Source organism: Pseudarthrobacter sp. MOO13 (assembly GCF_058267655.1).
Window position 1 is genome coordinate 22532 of record NZ_JBZCRX010000002.1, and the last position, 22001, is coordinate 44532.

At 60.6% G+C, this 22001-nt stretch carries 19 protein-coding genes and 1 pseudogene; 6 read left to right on the forward strand and 14 right to left on the reverse strand.

Features of this window, described 5'->3' with window-relative positions; translation table 11 throughout:
* The 3 genes from AC4EEO_RS20220 to AC4EEO_RS20230 form a co-directional block, all read right to left on the reverse strand.
* Positions 1-1101: an NAD(P)-dependent alcohol dehydrogenase gene (locus AC4EEO_RS20220; protein WP_491330944.1), complete on the reverse strand. Its 1101-nt coding sequence runs from the start codon at positions 1099-1101 to the stop codon at positions 1-3.
* Positions 1102-1183: 82 nt separating this feature from the next.
* Positions 1184-2056: a fumarylacetoacetate hydrolase family protein gene (locus AC4EEO_RS20225; RefSeq protein ID WP_491330943.1), complete on the reverse strand. Its 873-nt coding sequence runs from the start codon at positions 2054-2056 to the stop codon at positions 1184-1186.
* A complete protein-coding gene (locus AC4EEO_RS20230; RefSeq protein ID WP_491330942.1) occupies positions 2053-2991 on the reverse strand; it encodes a VOC family protein in 939 nt (312 codons plus the stop codon). Before AC4EEO_RS20230 ends, AC4EEO_RS20225 begins: the two co-directional genes overlap by 4 nt.
* A gap of 306 nt (positions 2992-3297) precedes the next feature.
* Here AC4EEO_RS20230 and AC4EEO_RS20235 point away from each other — a divergent pair, with 306 nt between their 5' ends.
* Together AC4EEO_RS20235 and AC4EEO_RS20240 are read left to right on the forward strand one after the other, a co-directional pair.
* Entirely contained in the window at positions 3298-3714 is a 417-nt protein-coding gene (locus AC4EEO_RS20235; RefSeq protein ID WP_491330941.1) for an SDR family oxidoreductase, read from the forward strand.
* Entirely contained in the window at positions 3714-4091 is a 378-nt protein-coding gene (locus tag AC4EEO_RS20240; protein WP_491330940.1) for a nuclear transport factor 2 family protein, read from the forward strand. The genes AC4EEO_RS20235 and AC4EEO_RS20240 overlap by 1 nt, the downstream gene beginning before the upstream one ends.
* 472 nt (positions 4092-4563) lie before the next feature.
* Here the strand turns inward: AC4EEO_RS20240 and AC4EEO_RS20245 are convergent, their stop codons facing one another.
* The 9 genes and pseudogenes from AC4EEO_RS20245 to AC4EEO_RS20285 form a co-directional block, all read right to left on the reverse strand.
* Positions 4564-5718 carry an HAD-IA family hydrolase gene (locus AC4EEO_RS20245; protein WP_491330939.1) on the reverse strand — a complete coding sequence of 385 codons (1155 nt, stop codon included), beginning with the start codon at positions 5716-5718 and terminating at the stop codon, positions 4564-4566.
* Between the two features lie 295 nt (positions 5719-6013).
* Positions 6014-6811, reverse strand: coding sequence for an SDR family NAD(P)-dependent oxidoreductase (locus tag AC4EEO_RS20250; RefSeq protein WP_491340461.1), 798 nt, complete (start codon positions 6809-6811; stop codon positions 6014-6016).
* Positions 6812-6898: 87 nt separating this feature from the next.
* A complete protein-coding gene (locus AC4EEO_RS20255; protein ID WP_491331016.1) occupies positions 6899-7396 on the reverse strand; it encodes a GntR family transcriptional regulator in 498 nt (165 codons plus the stop codon).
* A gap of 66 nt (positions 7397-7462) precedes the next feature.
* Positions 7463-7630: pseudogene (locus tag AC4EEO_RS20260) on the reverse strand (GntR family transcriptional regulator); the annotation flags it as partial.
* A gap of 148 nt (positions 7631-7778) precedes the next feature.
* Positions 7779-8090 (reverse strand): hypothetical protein, encoded by a 312-nt coding sequence (locus AC4EEO_RS20265; protein ID WP_491330937.1) that lies wholly within the window; start codon positions 8088-8090, stop codon positions 7779-7781.
* A complete protein-coding gene (locus AC4EEO_RS20270) occupies positions 8090-8533 on the reverse strand; it encodes a cupin domain-containing protein (RefSeq protein ID WP_491330936.1) in 444 nt (147 codons plus the stop codon). Before AC4EEO_RS20270 ends, AC4EEO_RS20265 begins: the two co-directional genes overlap by 1 nt.
* A 171-nt stretch (positions 8534-8704) precedes the next feature.
* Positions 8705-9598 carry a fumarylacetoacetate hydrolase family protein gene (locus AC4EEO_RS20275; RefSeq protein ID WP_491330935.1) on the reverse strand — a complete coding sequence of 298 codons (894 nt, stop codon included), beginning with the start codon at positions 9596-9598 and terminating at the stop codon, positions 8705-8707.
* A 449-nt stretch (positions 9599-10047) separates the two neighbouring features.
* Positions 10048-10950, reverse strand: a complete 903-nt coding sequence (pdxS, locus tag AC4EEO_RS20280; protein ID WP_491330934.1) for a pyridoxal 5'-phosphate synthase lyase subunit PdxS — start codon at positions 10948-10950, stop codon at positions 10048-10050.
* A 502-nt stretch (positions 10951-11452) separates the two neighbouring features.
* A complete protein-coding gene (locus AC4EEO_RS20285; RefSeq protein ID WP_491331014.1) occupies positions 11453-12259 on the reverse strand; it encodes an SDR family NAD(P)-dependent oxidoreductase in 807 nt (268 codons plus the stop codon).
* 418 nt (positions 12260-12677) lie between these two features.
* Here AC4EEO_RS20285 and AC4EEO_RS20290 point away from each other — a divergent pair, with 418 nt between their 5' ends.
* Entirely contained in the window at positions 12678-13343 is a 666-nt protein-coding gene (locus AC4EEO_RS20290) for a zinc-dependent alcohol dehydrogenase (protein ID WP_491340462.1), read from the forward strand.
* A gap of 1145 nt (positions 13344-14488) precedes the next feature.
* Positions 14489-14890 (forward strand): hypothetical protein, encoded by a 402-nt coding sequence (locus AC4EEO_RS20295; protein WP_491331012.1) that lies wholly within the window; start codon positions 14489-14491, stop codon positions 14888-14890.
* Between the two features lie 59 nt (positions 14891-14949).
* Here the strand turns inward: AC4EEO_RS20295 and AC4EEO_RS20300 are convergent, their stop codons facing one another.
* The gene (locus AC4EEO_RS20300; RefSeq protein ID WP_491331011.1) at positions 14950-15201 is read right to left on the reverse strand and encodes a hypothetical protein; all 252 of its coding nucleotides are present in this window, start codon (positions 15199-15201) and stop codon (positions 14950-14952) included.
* A 922-nt stretch (positions 15202-16123) separates the two neighbouring features.
* Positions 16124-17614, reverse strand: coding sequence for an APC family permease (locus AC4EEO_RS20305; RefSeq protein ID WP_491331010.1), 1491 nt, complete (start codon positions 17612-17614; stop codon positions 16124-16126).
* Between the two features lie 419 nt (positions 17615-18033).
* Here AC4EEO_RS20305 and AC4EEO_RS20310 point away from each other — a divergent pair, with 419 nt between their 5' ends.
* Together AC4EEO_RS20310 and AC4EEO_RS20315 are read left to right on the forward strand one after the other, a co-directional pair.
* Positions 18034-19413, forward strand: coding sequence for an aspartate aminotransferase family protein (locus AC4EEO_RS20310; protein WP_491331009.1), 1380 nt, complete (start codon positions 18034-18036; stop codon positions 19411-19413).
* A gap of 978 nt (positions 19414-20391) precedes the next feature.
* Positions 20392-21282 (forward strand): VOC family protein, encoded by an 891-nt coding sequence (locus AC4EEO_RS20315; protein ID WP_491331008.1) that lies wholly within the window; start codon positions 20392-20394, stop codon positions 21280-21282.
* Positions 21283-22001 lie beyond the last annotated feature (719 nt).

Genomic DNA, 22001 nt, shown 5'->3' on the forward strand with positions numbered 1-22001 from the left:
TCAGAAGACGACGACGGGTTTGATGACGGTGCCGTTCTTGGCGTCGTCGAGGGCATCGTTGATGGATGCGAAGGGGTAGGTGGTGATGAGCCGGTCGAAGGGGAACCGGCCTTGTTGCCAGAGTTCAATCAGGGCGGGGATGAAGATCTGGGGCACGGAGCTGCCCTGGATGACTGTCCTGACGCCCCATCCGCGGTTCAGGGATGCACCTGTTTCCAGGGGCACTTCTGTGCCGGCTTTCGCTGAGCCAACTTCTGCTGCCACCCCGCGGATGGCAAGGCTGTCGACTGCGGTGCGGAGGATGCTGGGCCGGGCGGTGGTATCGAGGGCGAAATCCAGGCCGTTGCCTCCGGTGATTTCCAGCAGTTGCTTGCCCAGGTCCGGGTCGTTGCCGTTCAGGACGTGGGTTGCACCGAGCTCCTTGGCCAGTTCGAGGCGTTCAGGGATGACATCGACGGCGATGATCCTGGTTGTCGCGGTGACTTTGGCCGCCATGATGGCGGCCGACCCGACCGCCCCTGAACCGAACACCGCTAAAGCTGCGCCCGGTCCCGGACGGAACTCGTTCAGAACCGTTCCGGCCCCGGTATTGATGCCGCAGCCCAGCGGTGCCAGCAGCGTCAGGTCGGCATTCGGGTCTACTTTGACGATGCTGCGTTCAGCCACGTTGGAGTAGGCACTGAATGAGGACTGGCCGAAGAAAGTTGACCCGATCTCGGTTCCCTCGATGCTGAGGGATTTTGATCCGTCCGGCCTGGAGGCCGCGAAGTTTCGGGCGAACAGTTCGTGGCAGTAGGCCTGTCGTCCCGAAACGCATTGGCGGCAATGACCGCAGGAGTTCGCCGAGAGAACGACATGGTCGCCGACGGCTATGCCCCTGACATGGGGGCCAATTTCTTCGACGACGCCGGCGCCTTCGTGCCCCAGGACCGCCGGCAGGGGCGTGGGGATGATGCCGTCCCTGACGGCTGCGTCTGTATGACACACCCCGGACGCCACCATCCTTACCCTCACCTCGCCTGCGGTCAGGGGCCCCAGGTCCAGGTCGTTGAACTCAAACCGTTCACCTCGTGGGTGAGCGACGGCGGCTTGTGTCTTCATGGGGTTCTTTCTGTTTGGCTGCCCGGCCGACGCTTCCAGACCGTTCCGGTCCAGGAACGTCGGCCCGGGCGTAGGAGGGGGCCTAGTTGATTGCCGCCGCGGCGACTGATTCTGTCGCAGCGGAAGCTTCGACAACTTCAGCGGTCACGGTGTTGGTGACCGCACCGATTCCGTCGACTTCAACGGTCACGACGTCCCCGGGGGCGAGGAGGAGGCGGGGCTTCCGCCGGTAGCCGACCCCACCGGGGGTTCCGGTGAGGATGACGTCGCCTGGTTGCAGTTCGGTGAAGGTGGAAATCTGCCCAACAAGTGTGGGCACATCGAAGACCAGGTCGCTGACGGGTGCTTCCTGGACGACTTCACCGTTGAGGATGGTCCTGATGCTGGCGGTGTCCAGTTCGAACTCGTCGGGGGTGACGATGACCGGTCCGAGCGGTGTGCTGCGGTCCCACGCCTTACCCTGAAGCCATTGATGGGTCTTGTACTGGAAGTCGCGCATGGTGATGTCATTGGCCACGGTGAAGCCCAGGACGTGATCCATGGCGGCAGCCGGGTCGATCCGACGTCCCCGCTTGCCGATGACGATTGCGAGTTCGCCTTCGTAGTCCGTTTCCGTTGACTCGGGAGGCAGCTGGATGTCGTCGTTGGCACCAATCAGGTTCGATGCGTACTTGGGGAACAGCACCGGATATGTCGGCAGGTCCCGTCCTGTTTCCAGGATGTGTGAGCGGTAGTTCAGCCCCACGCACAGCACCCGTGCGGGGGAGGGGCTTGCCGGAAGCACCTTCACCGCATCCAGCGGGGTGCGGTCCTCCTCGCGGCGGCCGGCGTTCCGCAGCTCGTCCGTTCCGTGGTTCGCATCAATGGCTTCCAGGCCAATGAGCGGAACTATGCTGTCGCCCTCCAGGACACCCACATGATTTTTGCCGTTGACGGTGTAAGAGATGTACCTCATATCCGTCCCTCCTCGCTGGTCTTGCGCCAGGCCGGCTTCTGGCCGCCCCACATGTTGACGCTGAACGGGTCCGGGCTCCACCGGCGCGGTACGTAGGTGACGTGATCGTCGTAGAACTTCTCCATTTCCGCAGACAACTCAATGTGGTTGCCGGCCGGGTCATCGAAGAAGACAAACAGGTTGTTTCCCGGGCCGTGCCGGCCAGGACCCCATGCCACAGGCACGTCGAGTTCGGTAAGTCGGTCGCACCAGGACTTAAAGTCTTCCCATTCGGCGAGGTCATAGGAGTAGTGATCCAGAACCCCCGGGGTTCCGACGTTGACCACGGCAAGGGTGTGGTGGTCGCGGTCGCTCCTCAACCAGCAAAAACGGCCGTCTGCCAGTTGGTCGCTGATACGGAACCCGATGGTGTTGACGAAAAAGTCGATCATCGGCTGGATGGCATCCGTTCCGATGGTGGTGTGCTGGAACTTGATCGGCCGGCGCCCGGTGTCCGCCGCATTCTCACCCTGGCGCTGGACCTGTGAGTGGAAATGCACGGGGGTACCGTCCGGGGTCTTGGTGACGATGGCCTCGATCGGTCCTACGCTCTCGTCCACATACGAGGGGTCGAGGTCGGATACTTCATAGCCAGCCGCTTTGAGACGGCGCGAGATTCCCGCGATGCCATCGACGTCGCGGACCTCAAACGCGAAATGATCCAGTCCTGCCTCGCCCTGAACAAGGTCCATGACGTGGTGCCCGGCGCCCCAGCCAAGACGTACACCGCCGTCGGGCAGTTCGTCCTGGCGCACCATCCCGAGCACGCGGCAATAAAACCGCTCGGCTGCGGCCAGGTCAGGCACGCGGAAACCGATATGTGATACGGCAGTGCGGGTGAGTGCTCCGGCATCCCGTTCCTCTTTAAGCACCACTCGCTGCAGCCCTTGGGGCATGATTCCTCCTCGTGTATTCCATCTGTGACTCGATGAGCGAAACCCCGCCGTCCAGGCGGGCCGCCGTCCAAAGCCGCCGCTTCCCTTGGGTGATCCGACGCCCGAGCACATCTTGTTCCGTGTAATGTATGCACTTTGGCCGAGGGGTGTCAAGGGGTGGCTTGCAGAGATTCGACCTCCTGCTCGCAAGAATCCGCGGCAACAGCGGTTCACTGTCCGGTCAGTTGCTGAGAATCGCACAATTTGTACCCAGTCTTTGATATCAAGGTCTAGGCACAGCCAGCACTAACTGCATACACTGTTTCCATGAATTCCGGACATACCGCGCGGTTGAGCCTGGACTCCCGTCAGGAACGGACGGCGCTGGTCAGTGGAGCAGGCAACGGGTTAGGCCTAACCGTCGCGCGTGCTATCAGTGCAAGCTTGGTGCGTATCATCCTCGCCGTTTACGTCCGAGCGAAGCTCGAGCACGTGCAGCAGCATGTCAGCGGCCCTTCGCATGCGCCAGCCCTTGATGTAAGTTCCAACGAGTTGTTGCGGGTAGCTGCGAAGGCCGTTGGCGATGAGGACGTGTCCATCCTGGGGGAGACGTCAGGTTTCACGGGCCGCCGCGCCGCGCCGTTTACCGAGAAAGAGCTAGCCGACGGAGACGAGGTCTTTGTCGGCGGCCGCCGCAGCGGTTACGTCACGTGCTGCCGTGCGGGCCTGGTCGTACGATTGTGATGAACATGATCGAGGTAGAGACCAAAATCCGTGATCTGGAGAACAGCCGCGCATTAGCCATGCGCGCTGCCGATATCGAAAACCTCAGTGGCTTGCTCGATGACCGCCTTATATACACCCACTCGAATGGCTCACGCGAAACGAAGGCGTTATACCTCCGTCGCCTTTCTGCTGGAACTCTTTGTTATGCCGACCTGCAAATTTCGACTGACAGCATCACCGTGCTGAACGGCGCAGCCATCGTCGTCGGCGAGATGGACGCCACTGTTGAGGTGGACGGGAGACGCTCGGAAATACATACCCGAACACTCGCCGTTTGGCATCTCGTCAAGCACCAATGGCGGCTTATCGCCTTTCAAGGGACGCCGCGCCGTTAGATCGGACGTGTCGCTCGGCGGAACCCGTCCCGGCGATCACGGGACTTCTATGGGGTGATACGGGCGCCCGGGCGCGCTATGAGAGGCCGGCCCTTGGCCGGCTGCTGGACGAAATAAACTCCACGTGCAACCCTCACTGGCTGAAACCGCGACGGCCGCTACAAGAGTTCCCAAGGCCACCCACCAGCCGCTTCACGATGCTAGTGGCGCTCATCCGGGGCCACAGGAGCCGGAAACCTGGCGGTCGCCGCCAGTGCCGGCGCTTGCTGCTGCCCAAACACGAAAAGGCAGGGCTCATCGGGGCACAGCGGGACGCATTGGACGGACTTGCCCAGCCCGTGGACCGGGACGTCAACCGGGCCCGGCGGCGTCTATTCCGGCCGGATTACGATGACCTTCGACTGTCGATGCTGTCCAGGTTGCTTGACCAAAGATTGGGCTGTTGGGAACACGTCGATCCCTGCCGTCAGTGTCAGCTGCGGATCGTCGTCGTGCCGCCTTGCCGACTGGCCTTGAGCCCTGTGTAGTCAGCCATTCGCACCAAGCCAGCTGTAGTCAGGGAGGTATGATTCCCGATCACGATCGTATGTCTCACCCCGGACTGCCTGGCCGCCACGATGCCAGCTTCAGCGTCTTCGAAAATGAGGCATTTTTCGGGACTAACATCTAGTTCGCCTAATGCCTTTGCATATCCTTCGGGAGACGGTTTTCCCATGCTGACATCCTCAGCTGCGATCAGAACGGAAGGTACCCTCAGCCCGGCTGCAATCAGCCGTTTAACTGCAAGGTCCCTGGTCGCCGATGTCACAATGGCAATCGGTGTGTCGTCGAGAGCTTCCAGAAAACGTGACGCACCCGGTATCTCGATGACCCCGTCAGTTCGTTCCAGTTGCTCCGCATCCACCTTGGACGCGGCAGCCTCAACGTCGTGCCCCTGGGGAAGGAACCGTTCGACCGTGTCCCGGGTCTGCCGGCCGTGCGCGAAGCGTAAAAGTGTGGGGAGATCCAGCGAATGCTGGGTGGCAAAGTCGGCCCACGCCGCTTCCACCACGGCCCTGGAATCCACCAGAGTGCCGTCCATATCGAATAGGACGGCCGCCACTGATGCAGAAAAGTCCGTCTTAGCAGATCTCTGTTGGACACGCCGACCGTCCGGTGGCGTCCATTTGAACTGGGTGATCTCAGTGGTGGCCAGGGCCGCCGCAATCCTGTCGGACATGATGGACGGCATTTCGGGAAGTTGATCGAGCCGGAACCACCTCGCATCGTGGTTTTCGTCGTCCGCAGGGTAAGGCTCACCGGCCGTCCAGCTGAGCTTGAACACGAAATCCAGGAACTGTGCTCTGTCACCGTTGGCGTAGGTCAGCGGCGGCAGCGCTTGCACCATGGCGAGCTTGTCAGGGACAGCGTGAACAGAGGTTTCCTCGAATGTCTCACGCACTGCTGCATCCGCCGGTTCTTCGCCCGGATCGATAATGCCTGTAACTGGCCCCCAGACACCCGTTTCCGTTCCTTGCACCAGCAGGACTTTGTCGTCATCGAACACAACTGCCGTCACGCCTGAGAGGGCCAAGAGGTCTTTCCCTACCTTGTGCCGCAGAGAGCGGATGAAGTCTGGGGTCGGCATTGATTTGCTCCTTTGGAGGACCGTCGGCAGCCGATGCGACCGACGGTCCTCGGTATTCCGACTTCGCATGAGATGTTCATGCTCACCCCTGCGGTCCTAAAGACTGCAGGGCCTAGGGGGTTGAATTCTTGCAGGTCTAATTCGCCAAAGCCGACGCGTTACCCGGATCACCACACTTCCCTGGATGACCAACGGATGTTAGCTGCAGGAGGGCGCTACCGCGAGACGTGCGGCAAACGATGCCTCTGTTGCCTGCCGTCCTTGCGGGCACGGTGAACGGGCGGATAAGACAGGTTCAAAGCAGCCCGCGGATCGTTCCCCCGATATCGAAGGCTGCGCCGTTTACGTGCGAAGCGAGTGGCGATAGCAGGTAGGTGACCATGGTCGCGACGTCGTCTGGGTCGGCGATGCCAAGAGGCATTTGCCGTTCCTTCAGGTAGATCTTCAACGCTTCGTCCCTGTCGGTACCATATAGGTCGGCCAAACGATCAACAACGCCGCCAGGGCGCGACCACAGCCCGGTCCACACAGGTCCGGGGAGCACCGCGTTGATGCGAACCTGCGGAGCGTGCTCGATCGCCAGAGCTTTCGACAAATAGAGCAGTGCAGTTTTCATCGAGCCGTAATCGACTGGAACCGGCTCTGGTTGCTTAGCCAGGTCGGAGGAGACATTGACTACGGCGGCGCCCGGCTTCTCACGCATTCGAGGAAGTAGCACACGACAAGCTCGCACGTGGCTCATGAAGTTCAGTTCAAAGCACGCCTGCCAGCCGTCATCAGTTAGTTCACCGAATGGCGTCGACATCGCAACGCCGACATTGTTGACAAGCAGGTTCGGGCAATCGCCCAATCGCGCCATTGCTTCTTCTGCTGCCCCTACCGCGCCGTCTGCCGATCCCAAGTCGGCGACGATAAGCACAGGCTCGTGACCATCGACTGTCCATTCGTCTCGGTGCGCCATGAGCGCTGTCTCATCGCGATCGGAGACCGCGACTCGCACGCCTTCGGATACTAGGCGATGCACGACCGCCGCACCGATACCCTGCGCTCCGCCTGTGACGTATGCGCTTGATCCCATAAGTCTAGAATCCATGTTAGCCCTTCGAACTTTCTTTCTGCTGGTCGGAAAACAACTGTGTGTGCGCCCTTTTGGCTCGACCGGTGCAGAAGACGCTCGCCGCTATGTGAGATCTGGAACGTCTTCGGTCACCATTCGTAGTGCTGCGCGTAGGCGCCTGGGGTCGTACCCTGGGTCGATCATGGCCATCGCGCCAATGGCTGTTCGTGCAAAATGGACCCCGAGCGCCGCGCCTGCGGCAGCGGGGTCGTTCGCCAGGACTGCGTCGCGGATTGCTGTGTGGTCGGAGTCCATGACGGGCCACGCGTGCGTAGCTCCCGTCATGTACATCCGTCGGCAACGGGCCGCGTTGTCGGACAAATCCTGAAGCATTCGCACGGTTCGCTCGCCTGCCCGGTAATTGAGCAGTTCATGGAACCGGGCATGCGGCGCAGTCCAGCCTTCGTAGTCTTCGCTTGTCGCGCACCCTCTCATCTCCTCCAGGCAGGAGTTGAGCTCTTCGATGTCATGCTTGCCCATTTTTTGCATGGAAATGCGCACGGCGAGGGCCTCGTTGACGATGCGGAGTGCGTAGATCTCCTCCAGGTCCTCGATGCTCACGGGGCTCACGCGCACGCGTTGATTGTGCTCCGATTGCACCAGACCCTCCCGCTCGAGCATGCGAAGCACTTCCCGGATGGGCGTGCGCGACACTCCAAGTTCGGCCGCTAGGTGTACCTGGTTAAGGACTGATTCCGCCGGGAGGCGTCCAGAGAGGATCCAGTCCCGAAGACGGTCATAGATCCAGGCAATGGAACCCGACTCTTTCGAAGCCCCGGAGCCCCGGTACCTCACATCTGTTGCTTGCTGGCTCAAATGAATCCCTAGCTTTCCGTGGAGGTGCAATCAATGTGCATACACATTCTACTCTTCCCCGAATTATGCAGCCGACTGACGCTCCGCAGAGCCCCAAAGACCAAGGGCGCAGCGCTCAGATGTGTCGTCAGGCGCTCGGAGTGTCTACATCTAGGGTCGTCACGAACAGCTCCAAGTCACTTTCGGCGCGAACTCTGATCGTTGCCCGGTACCCAACCGTGACGGCACTTCCCGTCGTGAGCTTCTGCTGAGTCGAGCCCAACTCGAGAGTGCCCTCGCCGGACATGACGAAGATTGAGTACTCGCAGTCCGTGGCATCGAAGTTCGTCTCGGTGCCGGCGTCAACCAGGACTCGGGAGAAGCTCCGCCAAGGTCCTTCGAAGTACTCTTTGGCATCGAGGGTCTGGCCAACGGCCAAACGGCTTACGTGTCCGGGCATCAGTTGTTCTCCTCCTCGGCGCGAGAGGCGCCACTATTGCTGTCGTCTTCCTCAGTGGGCCGTCGCGGCGGCAACTTGCCGCTGATGGCAGGGGGGAATACCTCGATCACAACGTATTCGAGACGTTCGTTGCCGGTATTCCAGATCGCATGCTTGGAGTGTAGGGGCGTTAACACGATGGAGCCGGGTGATACGTCGTAACGTTCCCCGTCCAGTTCGATCTCAGCGGTTCCCTTAAGGAAGAACCAGATCTCCTCGGTGTGGCTGTGCGTGTGCAGGCCTGCGCGGCCGCCCGGGTCAAAGGCCACCCATTCGATTCCGTCCCACTCGCTATAGAGGTGGGCGCCAGTGGCGGCCCGAAGCCAATACATGACTCCATCGCCGCCGTGCACACCCAGGACTGCCCCTGCGTTTTTGGTGTGACCGGTAATCACTGTCGACATTATCTAGTTCCTTCCATGCCGCGTTAAAGAGCACTGGGCTCCGCGGTCATAACTTGGGCTAAATCTTCTGAATTAATGAAATGCAGAGCTAGGGGTGGCCCCAGGGGAAGAAGAGCCGCGCAGAACTACAGCTCTCTGCCGCAGCGCCGCGTTGATGGAAAGCCACAACACTCACTCACTCACTGATAGGGGCGAAGCTGACGCGTGCCCGGCGCGGACGGGCTCGACCATAATCTGGACCAACTCACCGACTCCTTCGATGGAACTACGCAGCTCTTCGCCCGGCTGCAGGAACCGCGGCGGAGTCATCCCCGCACCCACGCCGGCGGGTGTACCCGAAAAAATGAGGTCGCCCGGGTAAAGCTCAACAATTTCTGAAAGCCTGCTGATCAGCTCCGGGACAGAGAAGATCATCTGCGACGTGCGGCCATGCTGAACCACCACGCCATCGATCTGCGCTTGGATCTCCAAATCGTCCACGTTCGTGAGCTCATCTAACGTGACAAGGGCGGGGCCAATTGGCGAGAAACCGCGATGTGACTTGGCCAGGCTGAACTGTGGGGCTGGCCCGCGGTGCTGACCTTCCCGCTCCGACAGATCTTGCCCGACGGTTACGCCAGCGACGTAGGTCCAGGCATCGGCGGCACGAATGTTCCGCCCCCCTCGTGCCAGCACGGCAACTAGCTCGACCTCCCAGTCAACGGAACCGCCATCGGGGATGCCTACCTCTGTGACAGGTCCGGTAAGCGACGAGGGAAACTTGGTAAAAACAACCGGATCGGCAGGTTTGACGAAACCAGACTCGGCGGCGTGAGCTGCGTAATTCAGACCGACCGCGAGAATCTGCCGGGGCTCAGGAACGGGGGCGCATAGGTCCTCAACACGGAATGGCTCTCCATCAGCTCCCGTCAAGGGGGTATTGGCGGCCCACGTGTTGAACTCATTCCACCGGTGGAAGATTCGCTGTGGTTCAGCATCGAATCGTCCCTCACTCGCACGCTGAACGTCCACTGCACGTCCCTCGACTTCAAGGCAGAGTCGGCCCGCAAGGTTGATCAGTCGCATATCAAATCCTGATTCTCTGTTTCGTCTGAGGACACGGCGAGCGAGGCGCAGCCACGCTGGCCAACCCTCCGCTACCAGAACATCTGCTATGTAATGTATGCACTTTTGGTCCAGGTGTCAAGGGTGGCCCGCGCACAGGCAGGAGTGTCGCGACACGGTCAATCAGGGGGTTTGTGCAACCAGCCAAGGACTCACCGCGACAGGAAGGCGCCAGCCGCAACCCTACTGCAGGCTACGACCGGGGCCTGGGCGTCCCTGAAATGCATACATTCTAACGACAAACATGCCGATTATTCCCCGGCGAAAGGTGCGTGGTTCACCCTGGCTCCACCGTCGCGACTTCCTCGAATTCGGGGCTCACGAAGTTCACAGTGACCGCGGCGAGCATTGTGGCTAAAAGTCCAAGGGCGGACGGAATAATCTGAATGGGCTGTGAACCTTGGACCTGCTTACCAGCCGCGTTCGGCGAGGCGGTGCGGCTGAGGGATCTCGTCGACGTTGATGCCCACCATGGCTTCGCCCAGGCCACGGGAGGCCTTGGCGATGACGTCGGGGTCGTCGTAGAAGGTGGTGGCCTTCACGACGGCGGCGGCACGCTGGGCGGGGTTGCCGGACTTGAAGATGCCCGAGCCGACGAACACGCCGTCAGCGCCGAGCTGCATCATCATTGCAGCGTCAGCCGGGGTGGCGATGCCACCGGCGGTGAAGAGCACCACGGGGAGCTTCCCGGCAGCGGCAACTTCCTTGACCAGTTCGTACGGGGCCTGCAGTTCCTTGGCCGCAACGTACAGCTCGTCCTCGGGCAGCGCGGAGAGCTTGGCGATCTCAGCACGGATCTGGCGCATGTGCCCGGTGGCGTTGGAAACGTCACCGGTGCCGGCCTCACCCTTGGAACGGATCATCGCCGCGCCCTCGTTGATGCGGCGCAGCGCCTCACCGAGGTTGGTGGCACCGCACACGAAGGGAACCTTGAAGTTCCACTTGTCGATGTGGTTGATGTAGTCCGCCGGGGTCAGGACCTCGGACTCGTCGATGTAGTCCACACCGAGGGACTGCAGGACCTGGGCCTCGACGAAGTGGCCGATGCGGGCCTTGGCCATGACCGGGATGGACACGGCATCGATGATCTGGTCGATCATGTCCGGATCGGACATCCGGGACACGCCGCCCTGGGCACGGATATCGGCCGGCACGCGTTCGAGCGCCATCACAGCAACGGCACCGGCGTCTTCGGCGATGCGGGCCTGTTCGACGTTGACGACGTCCATGATGACGCCGCCCTTGAGCATCTCAGCCATGCCGCGCTTCACACGGCTGCTGCCGGTCAAGGGTTCAAATTCGGTAAAGTTCATGGTCCTGTCCTTGTCCGTGGCACAGCGGTGCCGGAGATTAGTTAGACAGGAGTGGAGCCAGGTCCCCACCCGGCTCCACTCCTCCATGCATCTTCTGCAAGATGCAGCTCCTACGGCCAGTGCCTGCCGATCTCAGGAGCAGCCAGCTCCCCTGGGTTCAGCAGGGGATTATCCGCAAGTCTTGGCAATCCGGTGTCCCAGCTAACTTCCACAGTTTCTGAGCTACGGCCATGCAGTTTCGAGTTGCACGTGGCCGTCTAGACCGGGGGTTGCCACGACCGCGGACTTTTGGCCGGCTAGGCATTGATGGATCCCTGGCATGAAAAGGCAGGTCCGAGAAGGTTTCCGTGACTCCCTCGTGTGCGGTCAGGGGCCAGAGCTACCTCGTAAGCACACGGATGCCCAGGACGACAACTTTTCGGCGCGGCGAGTCCCGCGTCAGGGAGCGGGTCAGAGCGCGGCAATCCGCACCTGGAATCGCCGTCCTGGCCGTATTCGTGGTTTACGAGGCGTCCGTGTCGCGGCGGAAGAGGCTGGCTCCGCCATCGGCACGTAAGTCAGCTCCCGTGATGTAGGAAGCGTCATCCGAGAGTAGGAACCGGGTAGCCTGTGCCACGTCCTCTGCGCTCTGGAAGCGGTCGAGTGGGACCGTCCGTCGAGCGCGCTCAGCGTAGGCCGCATCGGTACGGATCTGTCGCTGCGCCATTCCGGCGTCCACGATACCGGGGGACATCGTGTTCACGCGGATCCCATACTGACCCAGCTCCAATGCCATGACCCGCGCCATCATGCGGAGGCCCGACTTCGAGACGCAATAAGAGGTCGATCCATAGTCCGGCACATCCTGGGCCCACGAACTGATGAGCACGATCGACCCAGGCGTCTTCGTGGAGACCAGCCGCCGAGCCGCTGCTTGTGCAAAGATCAGCGAACCGGTGAGATTGACCGACAACATCTCACTGAACTCGTCAGGTTCCAGATCTAAGAATGGAGCTCCCCTGTAAATCGCAGCATTGGCAACGACCCCAGTCAGGTCGTCGATTCCGGCAAACAAGCGCTCAGTGCCTTCAACATCTGCAGCGTCGAGCTGCTGGTAAACAGCCTTGTCTCCTGCTCCGAGCTTGTCGAGATCCGCTGCCGCCTCACTCGAAGAGCGGCGACCGGTCAGCACGACGCGGGCTCCACAGGAGACAAGCTCACGTGCCATGGCGATGCCGAGGCCACCCAGGCCACCGCTGATAACAATCGTTCCACGAAGCGGGCTCCGGCCCGCCGATGTTGCATCTGAAGGTTGAACCGTAGTCGTCATGCAACAAGTGTATGCACAATGTGCAACTCGTCAAGGTCTCGCGCTGTATGTTCTTGACTGCGGGCTACACTCTGCATACATTTATGGGTACCGAGCAGCCCGGTCCCTGTGCGCCTACATAAATCGATTGGGCGCCTTGGACCACAGGGGCTGACACTCTTGCTAAGCCAAGAACCATCCAGTTCGTCGGCCGCCTCGTCGACGTCCAACACCCAAAGGAGTCAAAGTGAATAACTCCGTACTGACGACGTCGTCGACGTCGCTGACCGGGGCCGGTGCCGTTCCCACAAACATGCGGGCCGTGGTACTTGCGGGTCCCAAAGTCGTAGAGGTTCGCGAGAGTCCCGTACCCGCCCTTCGCCCGGGCCACGTGCTGGTCAGGACTGCGTACGTCGGACTCTGCGGAGCAGATGCGGCCATGTGGGACGGAAGCAGCGTTTATTTGAGTCAAGGCCTTAAAGCGTACCCGTTCGTATTCGGTCACGAGTGGTCAGGCGTGGTCGCAGCAGTTGCGGACGATGTAAGAAACGTGCTGCCGGGCGACCGCGTGGTGGGCCACAACTTCATTACCTGCGAAGTCTGCCCTGCGTGTCGAAGCGGACGACGTACGCATTGCTCCGATCGATCCGAAATGGGCATCCTCGGCGACTACCCCGGCGCGGCAAGCGAATACGCCCTCGTCCCGGCGAAGGTGCTCGCATCCCTGCCGGATACAGTCACGCTCCGCGACGCGGCGCTCCTCGAACCCGCCAGCACGGCCCTTCATGCAGTCACGCGTGTCAACGTCAAGAACAACGACCGTGTTGTCGTCTTCGGCACCGGAGCGGTCGGCCTGCATGCCGCGCAAATTGCGGCAGGCCGAGGCGCCACGGTCGATGTCGTTGGTATCGACGACGCTGGACTCCAGCTGGCGCTCCAGTTGGGGGCGGCGAGAGCTCTGCGCCCTGAGGAAGCTCAGAGTGACTTCTATAATGTGGCAATTGAGGCCTTCTGGGGCGCCAGCAGCTGTCTCGCAGGCCGGCCGCGCCATCACGTATGGCGGAAGGTTGGCCGTCGTTGGAATTGCACACCATCCCGTCAATGATTTCCCTTGGGCAGAACTAACGATTCGCGATGCGAACGTTCAAGCGGTGCTCTCCGGGATCGATTTCTGGGATCAACTTGTAGACCTAGCCGCTAGAGGGCCGCTGCAGCTTTCGCCACTACTCGACCGCGTCCTTCCATTTACCCAGGCAGCGGAGGCGTTCGAACTCCAAGTGCAGCCCCGCTCGAAGCCTAAACTCCTTCTTCAGTTCTTCGACCCCGACGCAGTCGCGGAGGGCCAGGATTAGCCAGAACCAGCTATTCAGCAGGACGGTTAGACAGACCCGGTTCGAACAGCCAACCACAGAAATCAGCGCACGTGCGATCCAGAGTTGCGGATGCGTTGCTCGTTACTGAAGCAGTCCGGACAGTGGGGGCGTCCAGAAGCGATCCAGCCCACAGGTCGCGCTCCGCGGGCTACTGCAACTGGACGCGTTCGCGCACCTGCGCGCCCCGCGCGGACTTCCGTCTAAGTTCTTGAGCACAGTGTTCCAGTTCCTAAAGCCAATCGTTTGTACCTGCACAGCGTGCGCGAGCGGAGCTTCCACGCTCTACCCACGATAACCAGCTGGCTGTCGGCATCGGCCCCGTTCCCCTTCCAACGAGGAGAACGGGGCCGATCGCTTACTACACGATTCTTTAAACCCAGATGGGAACAATCCAAGGCAAGGTCATAAAAAACAAGTCCCAACAGGTTTTGAAGCGCTCGGAGCCGCGGGAGCAGCGCCGCGGCCGTGCAGAGCCATTGAATCTCACGGCGGCCCGAATCCCGGCCGTAAAAAGTGGAGGGCGGGATTATCGGCCCGCTTAGAACTCATGGGCAACTATTTAGTTGAGGTCAAACCGGCCCGGATGGGCTCACTAAGATGCCTATATGCATTGGGGAAATCCCGTTCAAACCTGGGTCAGCGCCGCACTTCAAAAGATGGAGCCCACCGCTCCGCCGCTGGAGGAGCTGGGCCGGGATCCGCTGTCATTTGTGGCCCGCTGGGTAGAGTACGGGTCCACCAGCAGCGTAGGCCAAACGTGGATTGCACTACTGGCCCTGGCCCACAGTATCGCCGCATTCGCTGGCCAGTTCTTCAAGGGCAGGAAAGCGGAAGTGAGTGTCCGTTTCGCTAAGACTCCTGACGCTAAGGAAACCGGATGATCATCATCAATCACGGGCCCGCCAGCGCCAGGAACATCAAACTCAGCCTCACGGTAGAGCTGGAGGCAAAGAAAGCCATCGAACATAACGGCGAGATTCACTATCGTGCGATCGAAGCGGGGGCTCACGCGTGGGCGCCGTGGCGGAAAGAGTCCAACCCGTCCCCGATTGCCGTACTTGCCCCCGGGGCGTCCTTTCATGTTCCGGTGAGCGTGTACGGAAACGGCCGGTACGATGCGCCCTTCGCCTTGGCCAAACTGTCATGGCGGGATGGGCGGATACTGCCTCAAAAATGGGAGTCAACGGTCAGCGCTACAGGCCAGCTGCTGGGAGGTGGCCCAAGCTTTGAGAACTATGAGGCTGAGCGGAGCCGCCGCCTGTGGATGCTATCACCCTGACGGCAGTTCACTGCCACTTACCGGATACTCCACCTGTTCCAGGCCAAGGTCGTGCTGCATTAACCGAACCACTGCGCGCCTCTTTTCGTCCACACGGTCCACAGCCCATCCTGAAATGCCGTTCCCGCGGTGCGAGCTTTCCGGGACTCATTCAGGAACTCATACAGCTCCAGCTCAAACTCATGAGCGGCCGCCCGGAGGTCCTTGGGTGCCATAATTTCCAATTTGCCCGCAGCGTATTCGGCAAAACTCGCCGCGATCTCCGCGGGGTTCATGGCCCCGCCTTCACTGGCGGAAATCGCGAAAGTCATGCGCTCAGTCGCGTCCAGGAACGCGGAATAGCCTTCAATCTTGCTGTCCCGGATCCACTTCCCCCTCGTGGTCCTCGGCTTGGCTGTTGTTGTAGAGGCTGAATAGCCCGGCAACGATAGCGCCGCCAAGTGCGCTAACTAAGAGGGGTAGGACGATCTTCCAGAACTCTGTCGCCCGGCTATGTTACTGGCCAGTGCCGTCACGAACGGCGCGGAGGGCCGCCCGACCGTTCTTCGGTGTGACCGGCTGAGCCGGGGCGTCCGTGCTAGCTGCAGCATTGAGTGTGCGGACCGCCGTCAGGTAAGCCCCGGCCAGCCTGGTCCCCGGTCCCTCCGGCCCGGAGGCTTCCATCTGCTCCGCCAACGTCCGGACCAGTTCACAGAGGGCCAGGTGTTTCCCGGTGAGCGCGTCCACGGCAGCAGTAATGGACGCCTCCACTGCCTGGAGGTGACGGCCCGCTCGCTTATCCGCGGCGGTGGTTTCTTGCTGAGCGGGGAGGGGGAGGACACTACCGCGGGCTCCTGGCCCCGCCTCTGGCTCTTCGCGGCAGGAGCCCTTCCCCCTGGGCGGTGTCGCCGTGCCCGTGTATGCTGCGTCCCCGACGACGGGGCGCGTCGTGGCGTTCCGTTTCCGTTGGGCGTCTAGGGCGTCGATGATCGCGGGAGGACAAGGGCGGCTCGCTTTCCTGCGTTCGGTCCCGACCGACTCCGTGTCAGTGAGAAACATCTGAACCATCAGTGTCAGCGCGACTGGATATCGACCCTTAAGCCGTCAGAGGCGAGCCATCGTGTGGCATTCAGGCTTTCCGTCGGCCTCGAATAGCTCCCAGAAGCCCAGGGGAGCGGACTGCCGAAAGTCGTCGGCGGGATCTTCATATACGTGCCGGCCAAACGCATCGAAGATCCCGCCGACGGGGCTAAGTTAGCGCGAGGACTCCGGGATTGGCGTGGAGTCAGAGTCGGCTTCGGGCTCCAGTGTCTGCTCGACTGCATGGCCAATTCTGGCCACGAGCTGCGGCTTGCGGGCACGCAACCAGACAGCGAGGGCGACACCGAGAAGCGCGTAAGCGAGTGCACCGAAATTGATCCAGAGGAACGCGCCTTCGGGAAGCGGAACGTAAGAGCCATAGATCGCAATGCCGGCAAGGGCCAGCCCGAGACCTGGAACGACAGCGTGCTTGATCGGGTTGAACTTCCCCCGGTGGTCGCGCAGTACGAAGACAAACAGCGAGATGCTGACCAGCCCGTAAAGCAGGAGGAAGGGAATGCCTGCGACTGCTCCGACGTAGCTGTATGCCTGCGGATAGGCCCCGAGCGGAATCCCTGCGCCCAGCACGATTGCCAAACAAATCACGGCGGCGACAGCAATTGCGACGTAGGGCGAACGGCGTACGGAGTGTAGTCGGGTCAATGACTCAGGAAGCACGCGGTCCCGGCCCATCGCGAACAGCACACGAGTCAGGGCATTGCAGCTGGCGATCGCTGCAGAGAATGCGGCGAACAGGACGGCCAGATCAACCAGGGTCGAGTAGCCGCCCGACATGTAGCGCTCGGCCAAAGTGGACATGGGCAATGGGTCACTCGCGAAGTCGGCAACGTTGGAGGTGCCGAAGCCGATGGTCATCGCATACGTGACGAAAATGAAGAGTACGCCAGCGAAGATAACGGACCCGGTCAGGGCGCGAGGAATGTTGCGCTTCGGGTCCTTTGTCTCCTCGGCAACGGTCGCGGCTGATTCAAAACCCTGGAGGCTGAAGAACGCGAACACCAAGGCAAACAACAGACCGCTCGGCTGTGACCCATCACCGGTCGGGGTGAATACGGACGCGGTGTTGCCGCTCGCTCCTCCCTTGACGACGATGACGACTGCGAGGACAAGGAATATTAGGACCTCACCGAGGAGGATCATCAGGTCGACGCGTAGCGAGAGTCCGATTCCGGCCAGCGTCAACGCGACCACCACTCCGACAGCCGCGACACTGAAGGCCCACCACGGAATGTCCACACCGGTCTGCCTAAGAAGAATTGCCTCAAGGGCCGGCCCGAACGACAGGATGTTGAGAGGAAAGACTAGTGCGTATCCCAGCATGAGGATCCACCCGGAGAAGATGCCCGTAGAAGGTCCAAGACCACGCGAGTTGAAGGCGTAAAACGAGCCTGCGCTTCGAACCCACCGCGAGAACTGCCCCATGGTGTAGGCAATACACAGAGCGCCCGCCAGAGCCAGGACATATACAAATGGGGTGGCAGCGCCGGCCTTAGCTGCGACGATCTGGGGTAGGAACGCCATTCCCGCAACCGGCCCGATCGATGCGACCCCCATGACAGTCGCGCCCGTCAGTGATACTGCATCACGCCTGAGACCGCCGGGCTCATTCGCCGCCACTGGCGGGGAACTTTCAGTTTTGCTCATGCTGGCTTTCGCCTTTCTTACGCGTTCGGCCAGCTAAACCGTCTGGGGCTCTCCAGGTTAGTCCTGCAGCCGCCGACATGCGCTGGCATCTTGTGGTTGTCATAGTGGCGGTACCGACAACGCCGGAAACCCGCCCGCTCGCAGAGAGACAGTGTGAGGTAGACCTCAATAACGAAAAATGTATGCAGATGCTTTCGTCCTGTCAACCCCTTCGAACACACTACGCGCGCAAGATTTCCGAGAAGTTACGAGGTAGCGAGCCGAATTCTGGGAGGGTAAGGCGTGAAGGGGGTTGACTGACACCGAGTGATCTACATACAGTTCGAAGACCATATTGGTCCACCGGCTCCCACACCTTTCCAGTTATGGGGCCGTTTTGAGGGGCCGAACCCAACGCAAGGTAGAAGGAAGAGCCTCAGATGTCTGTAACGCCCCTGCAACTATCGGCCGCTACGCCACTGCAACGACCGACCGGTCCGATCGGCTCGATCGAGAAGTCGGCCGCACTCTATGCGCGCGGAGGGATCGTGACGCCCGGGGGAGTGAACACCGCCCGCCGCAAAATTGACCCACCCCTGTGTTTCGCCCGCGGCGATGGCGCATACCTCGAAGACGTGGACGGCAACAGGTACATCGACTACCACGCGGCCTACGGCCCGATCATCCTCGGCCACGCCTCGCAGCCGGTCTCTGAGGCAGTGTCGGAAGCCATCCAGAAAACCGTGCTCTTCGGAGTCGGAACAACTGAGCTCGAGGTCGAGGTGGCGGAGACCCTGGTATCGAACATTCCGTTCGTCGACCAGGTCCTGTTCTGCGTCACTGGCAGCGAGTCCACCTACCACGCGATCCGACTCTCACGCGGTGTCACCGGGCGACAGAAGATCATTAAGTTTCAGGGGCACTACCACGGCGGCCACGACTACGTGCTGCTGAACACCATCAGCCCTGCTGAGCGGATCGGCAAACGCGACCCGGGCTCCCAGGGCATGCTCGACGCCGCAGTCGACGCAACCCTGGTTTGCCGGTACAACGACTTGGCCGACGTCGAACGAACCCTCATTGAAAACGAAGGCGAAGTGGCCGCGATCATCGTCGAGCCCATCGCGCACAACAGCCCCAGCATCCACCCTCACGACGGATTCTTGCAGGGCTTGCGAGACCTCTGCGACAAGCACGGTGCACTCCTCATTTTCGACGAGGTCATCACTGGCATCCGGCATAACCTTGGCGGCTATCAGGCCATCTGCGGCGTCAGGCCTGACCTAACCTGCATGGGCAAGGCCGTGGCGAACGGGTTCCCCCTCGCATTTGTCGGCGGTCGCGCCGATCTCATGGCCCAATACAGCACCACGGCAACAGGAAAGGTCGCCTTCGCCGGCACGTACAACGGCGGAGCGGTCGGGCTCGCAGCAGCGAAGGCGACGCTGGCCGAACTCGCTGACGGCGCCGCATACGAACACATCTTTGCTCTTGGCGACAGGATGCGTACCGGTCTTCGGGAGATCTCCGACCGTGTCGGCGTCCCCACGATCGTCTCCGGATACGGCTCGCTCTACATCATGCTCTTCATGGAAGGAGAGCTGAACAGCTTCGACGACGTGCCCCGAAACAACACCGAGCTATTCGTCGCCTACCGCAAGGAACTGGTTCGTAACGGCATCTTTGAGATGCCCGAGAACATCGGGCGCAGCCACATCAGCGTCGCACACACTGCCGACGACATCGACTACACGCTTGAGGTGTCCGAGCGTGTGCTCAGAAAGGTTCTCGACAACAAGTCCCGAACCGGAAGCTACTAGACTCGCTCCTTCTCAAACACATTCGCAGCACCCTGCCCTGGGTCAGTTATCGGGGCAGGGTGCTGCGGTGCGTGGCTGAACCATGGCTCGCCGATACCGCGATTTCTCGAAGACACCAAGAGAATCAGACGAGTACTGCTGACCGCTGCCGTCCTCGCCCTCGGGCCACTTTCGCTCTTGCGGCGTAGCCGGGCTGGCCATCTACAAACCTACCTAGTTGGGAGCACGGCAGGCGGCGCCTCTAAAGTCGAAGCTTGTGAAACTCCGCCTTGTGTATGTAAGCCGGTGCCAAAGGTAGGGCAATGGGTTGGCTGGAACCCGCACCAGATCACCGCCGTCTCTGGCGTAGTGGCCGGCCAGTTCAGCGGCGGATGCTTCCTTCGTTTCCCGGGCCAGCAGGACACGTTCGACGATTCGAATCGATGACCGCGCGTCCTCTGGTCCGCGCCTCTGTGGCAAGATCTGGCGGCCTCCGACGCATCCACAACTCCAGCGCGACAGAGAGCTGGGTGCCGACATCGCGATCGAACTAAGAAGCCAATTTTGTGCATTTTATGGAGGCCCCGGAAGCGCTACATCATCCTACGGATATTGCTTGGCAGATAGGGCCCGGCTACGGTAGGTGCAAAGTGAAGGTTTTCCTCCGGCCCCGCTTCGCCTGCCCTTTGCCCAAAGAACGACCGGGCCGAAGGCTAGCGCCCGCTGATGAAGAAGCAAGGCACCGTCAGCGGCACGCTGTCTTGACCGTCACGCATAGCAGAAAGCCGAAATTATGTGTCAACCACGAGCATGCCTTTGGGCCAGTGCTCGAGCCCGGAAGATGCGGACACACGTTCCTCTCTTACAGGGCCGGCGCTTACGCCCACTTCGACTACAAAAGCACATCGGCAGAGTCCTGCTGCACTGCCGACTGTAACCGCAAACATCAAACGACCAACTTGGCAAGCGCAGACCGCTACGACTAAAGAGGAGGAACACTTGTCCTGGGGCTTGATCACTGAGATGGGTTACATCGGGATTCAGACGACCGACATTGAGGGCTCGGTTTGGGACGCCACGCAACTCTTGGGCCTTCGTGAAACCAGACGGACAGATGGAACCGTGTATCTGTCGGCCAGCGATGTGCACCATGAACTGGTATACCTCGAATCCGACGTCGACGGCGTTGACACCTTTGGGCTCGTCGCCCGCGATGGTGACGCGCTGCGTATAGTCCGACGCCGCGTCGAGGACGAGGGATTTCGAATCATTAGCGAACGCCCACGCGGTCTTGGCATCGAAGAGGGATTTACTTTCGTAGGTCCGGAAAATTTCATCTTCGAAATCTACAGAGGCATGCAGCAGGACCAAGCATCCTTCAAATCCTTTGGTCCTGATCGATATGGGCACCTGAATTTCCGCCCCAGGGACGTCACTGGAATGATGAAGTTCCTTCAGAGAGTGCTGGACTTCCGGCTTTCAGACGTCATCGGAGACGACTTCGCTTACTTCCTGCGTTGCAACCCCGACCATCACGGAATCGCCTTGGTCAAGGGCCAGGGAACTCTTCACCACCATGCGTGGGAGACCCAGTCTATTGCGGACCTCGGCAGGCTAGGGGACCGGCTTCAGAAAGCTGGGCGCGAACTCATTTGGGGCCCGGTACGTCACGGAGCCGGCCATAACATTGCCGCGTACTACGTGGAAACCTCTGGCGCCGTTGTGGAGCTCTACACGGACCTAGAGCAGATCTACGACGATAATCGCGACCCCATCATCTGGGGTCCGAATGAAAATTGGTGGAACATGTGGAGCTCTTACATGCCCGAAGATTTCGGCAAGCACGGCATCATGCCAGTGGTGCGCGAACCAAAAAATCTTCTTCGTTAACCACGGGATCACTAGTAGTAGGAAGCCAGAGACAAACGCAGCTGAACTCCCTTTCACACATCCGAATTTGAGACTGAGCAGTCACTTCTACTCCCGTCATTTAGCTTTACCGCTTCTCAAGGATGTCTCGGTTCTCAACGTAGTCGTCAATACGAGGTGGGAACCCACCGGTTGGATGAGACAGGCCTGGCGGATTCCTACTAATTCATACTGTCAGTCCATACATCATTGAAGGGCTGCGGCATGTACCTTTGGGGCGGTATAGGCGTGCCATAGCCTTATGCGAAATAGCGGCGCGATAGCCACCTAAGTGAATCCGACGACCGTTGCGACACAATCTTGGATCATCGAGATCGCCCCAATGACACCACCTCTTCATACTTGGCGACCAACCCCCTCGGGACCGCCTGATGACGCCGTTGGGTAAGGTCATGGACTCGACCGTCAGCCCGGACACCCGTTACTTCGTTGCGATCAGTGCGGGCCGGTCAGTCGATCTAAAAATCTATGCTGCCCTCAAGATTTGAAGCGGCAATTCGAAGTTCTACTGCCAGTTTGTAAGTGTGAGTCTTTTGATGAATCATAGGTCTCGACGCAGGATGTTCCCGCAGGGCTGGTGGTTTTCCAAGCCCTGTTTGCGACCCATCATGTCTGTCATTTCGCTATCAGTTGTTAGGTCGCCAGCCACCCGCGGTGACCCAACTAAGCCGGCCTTCGCA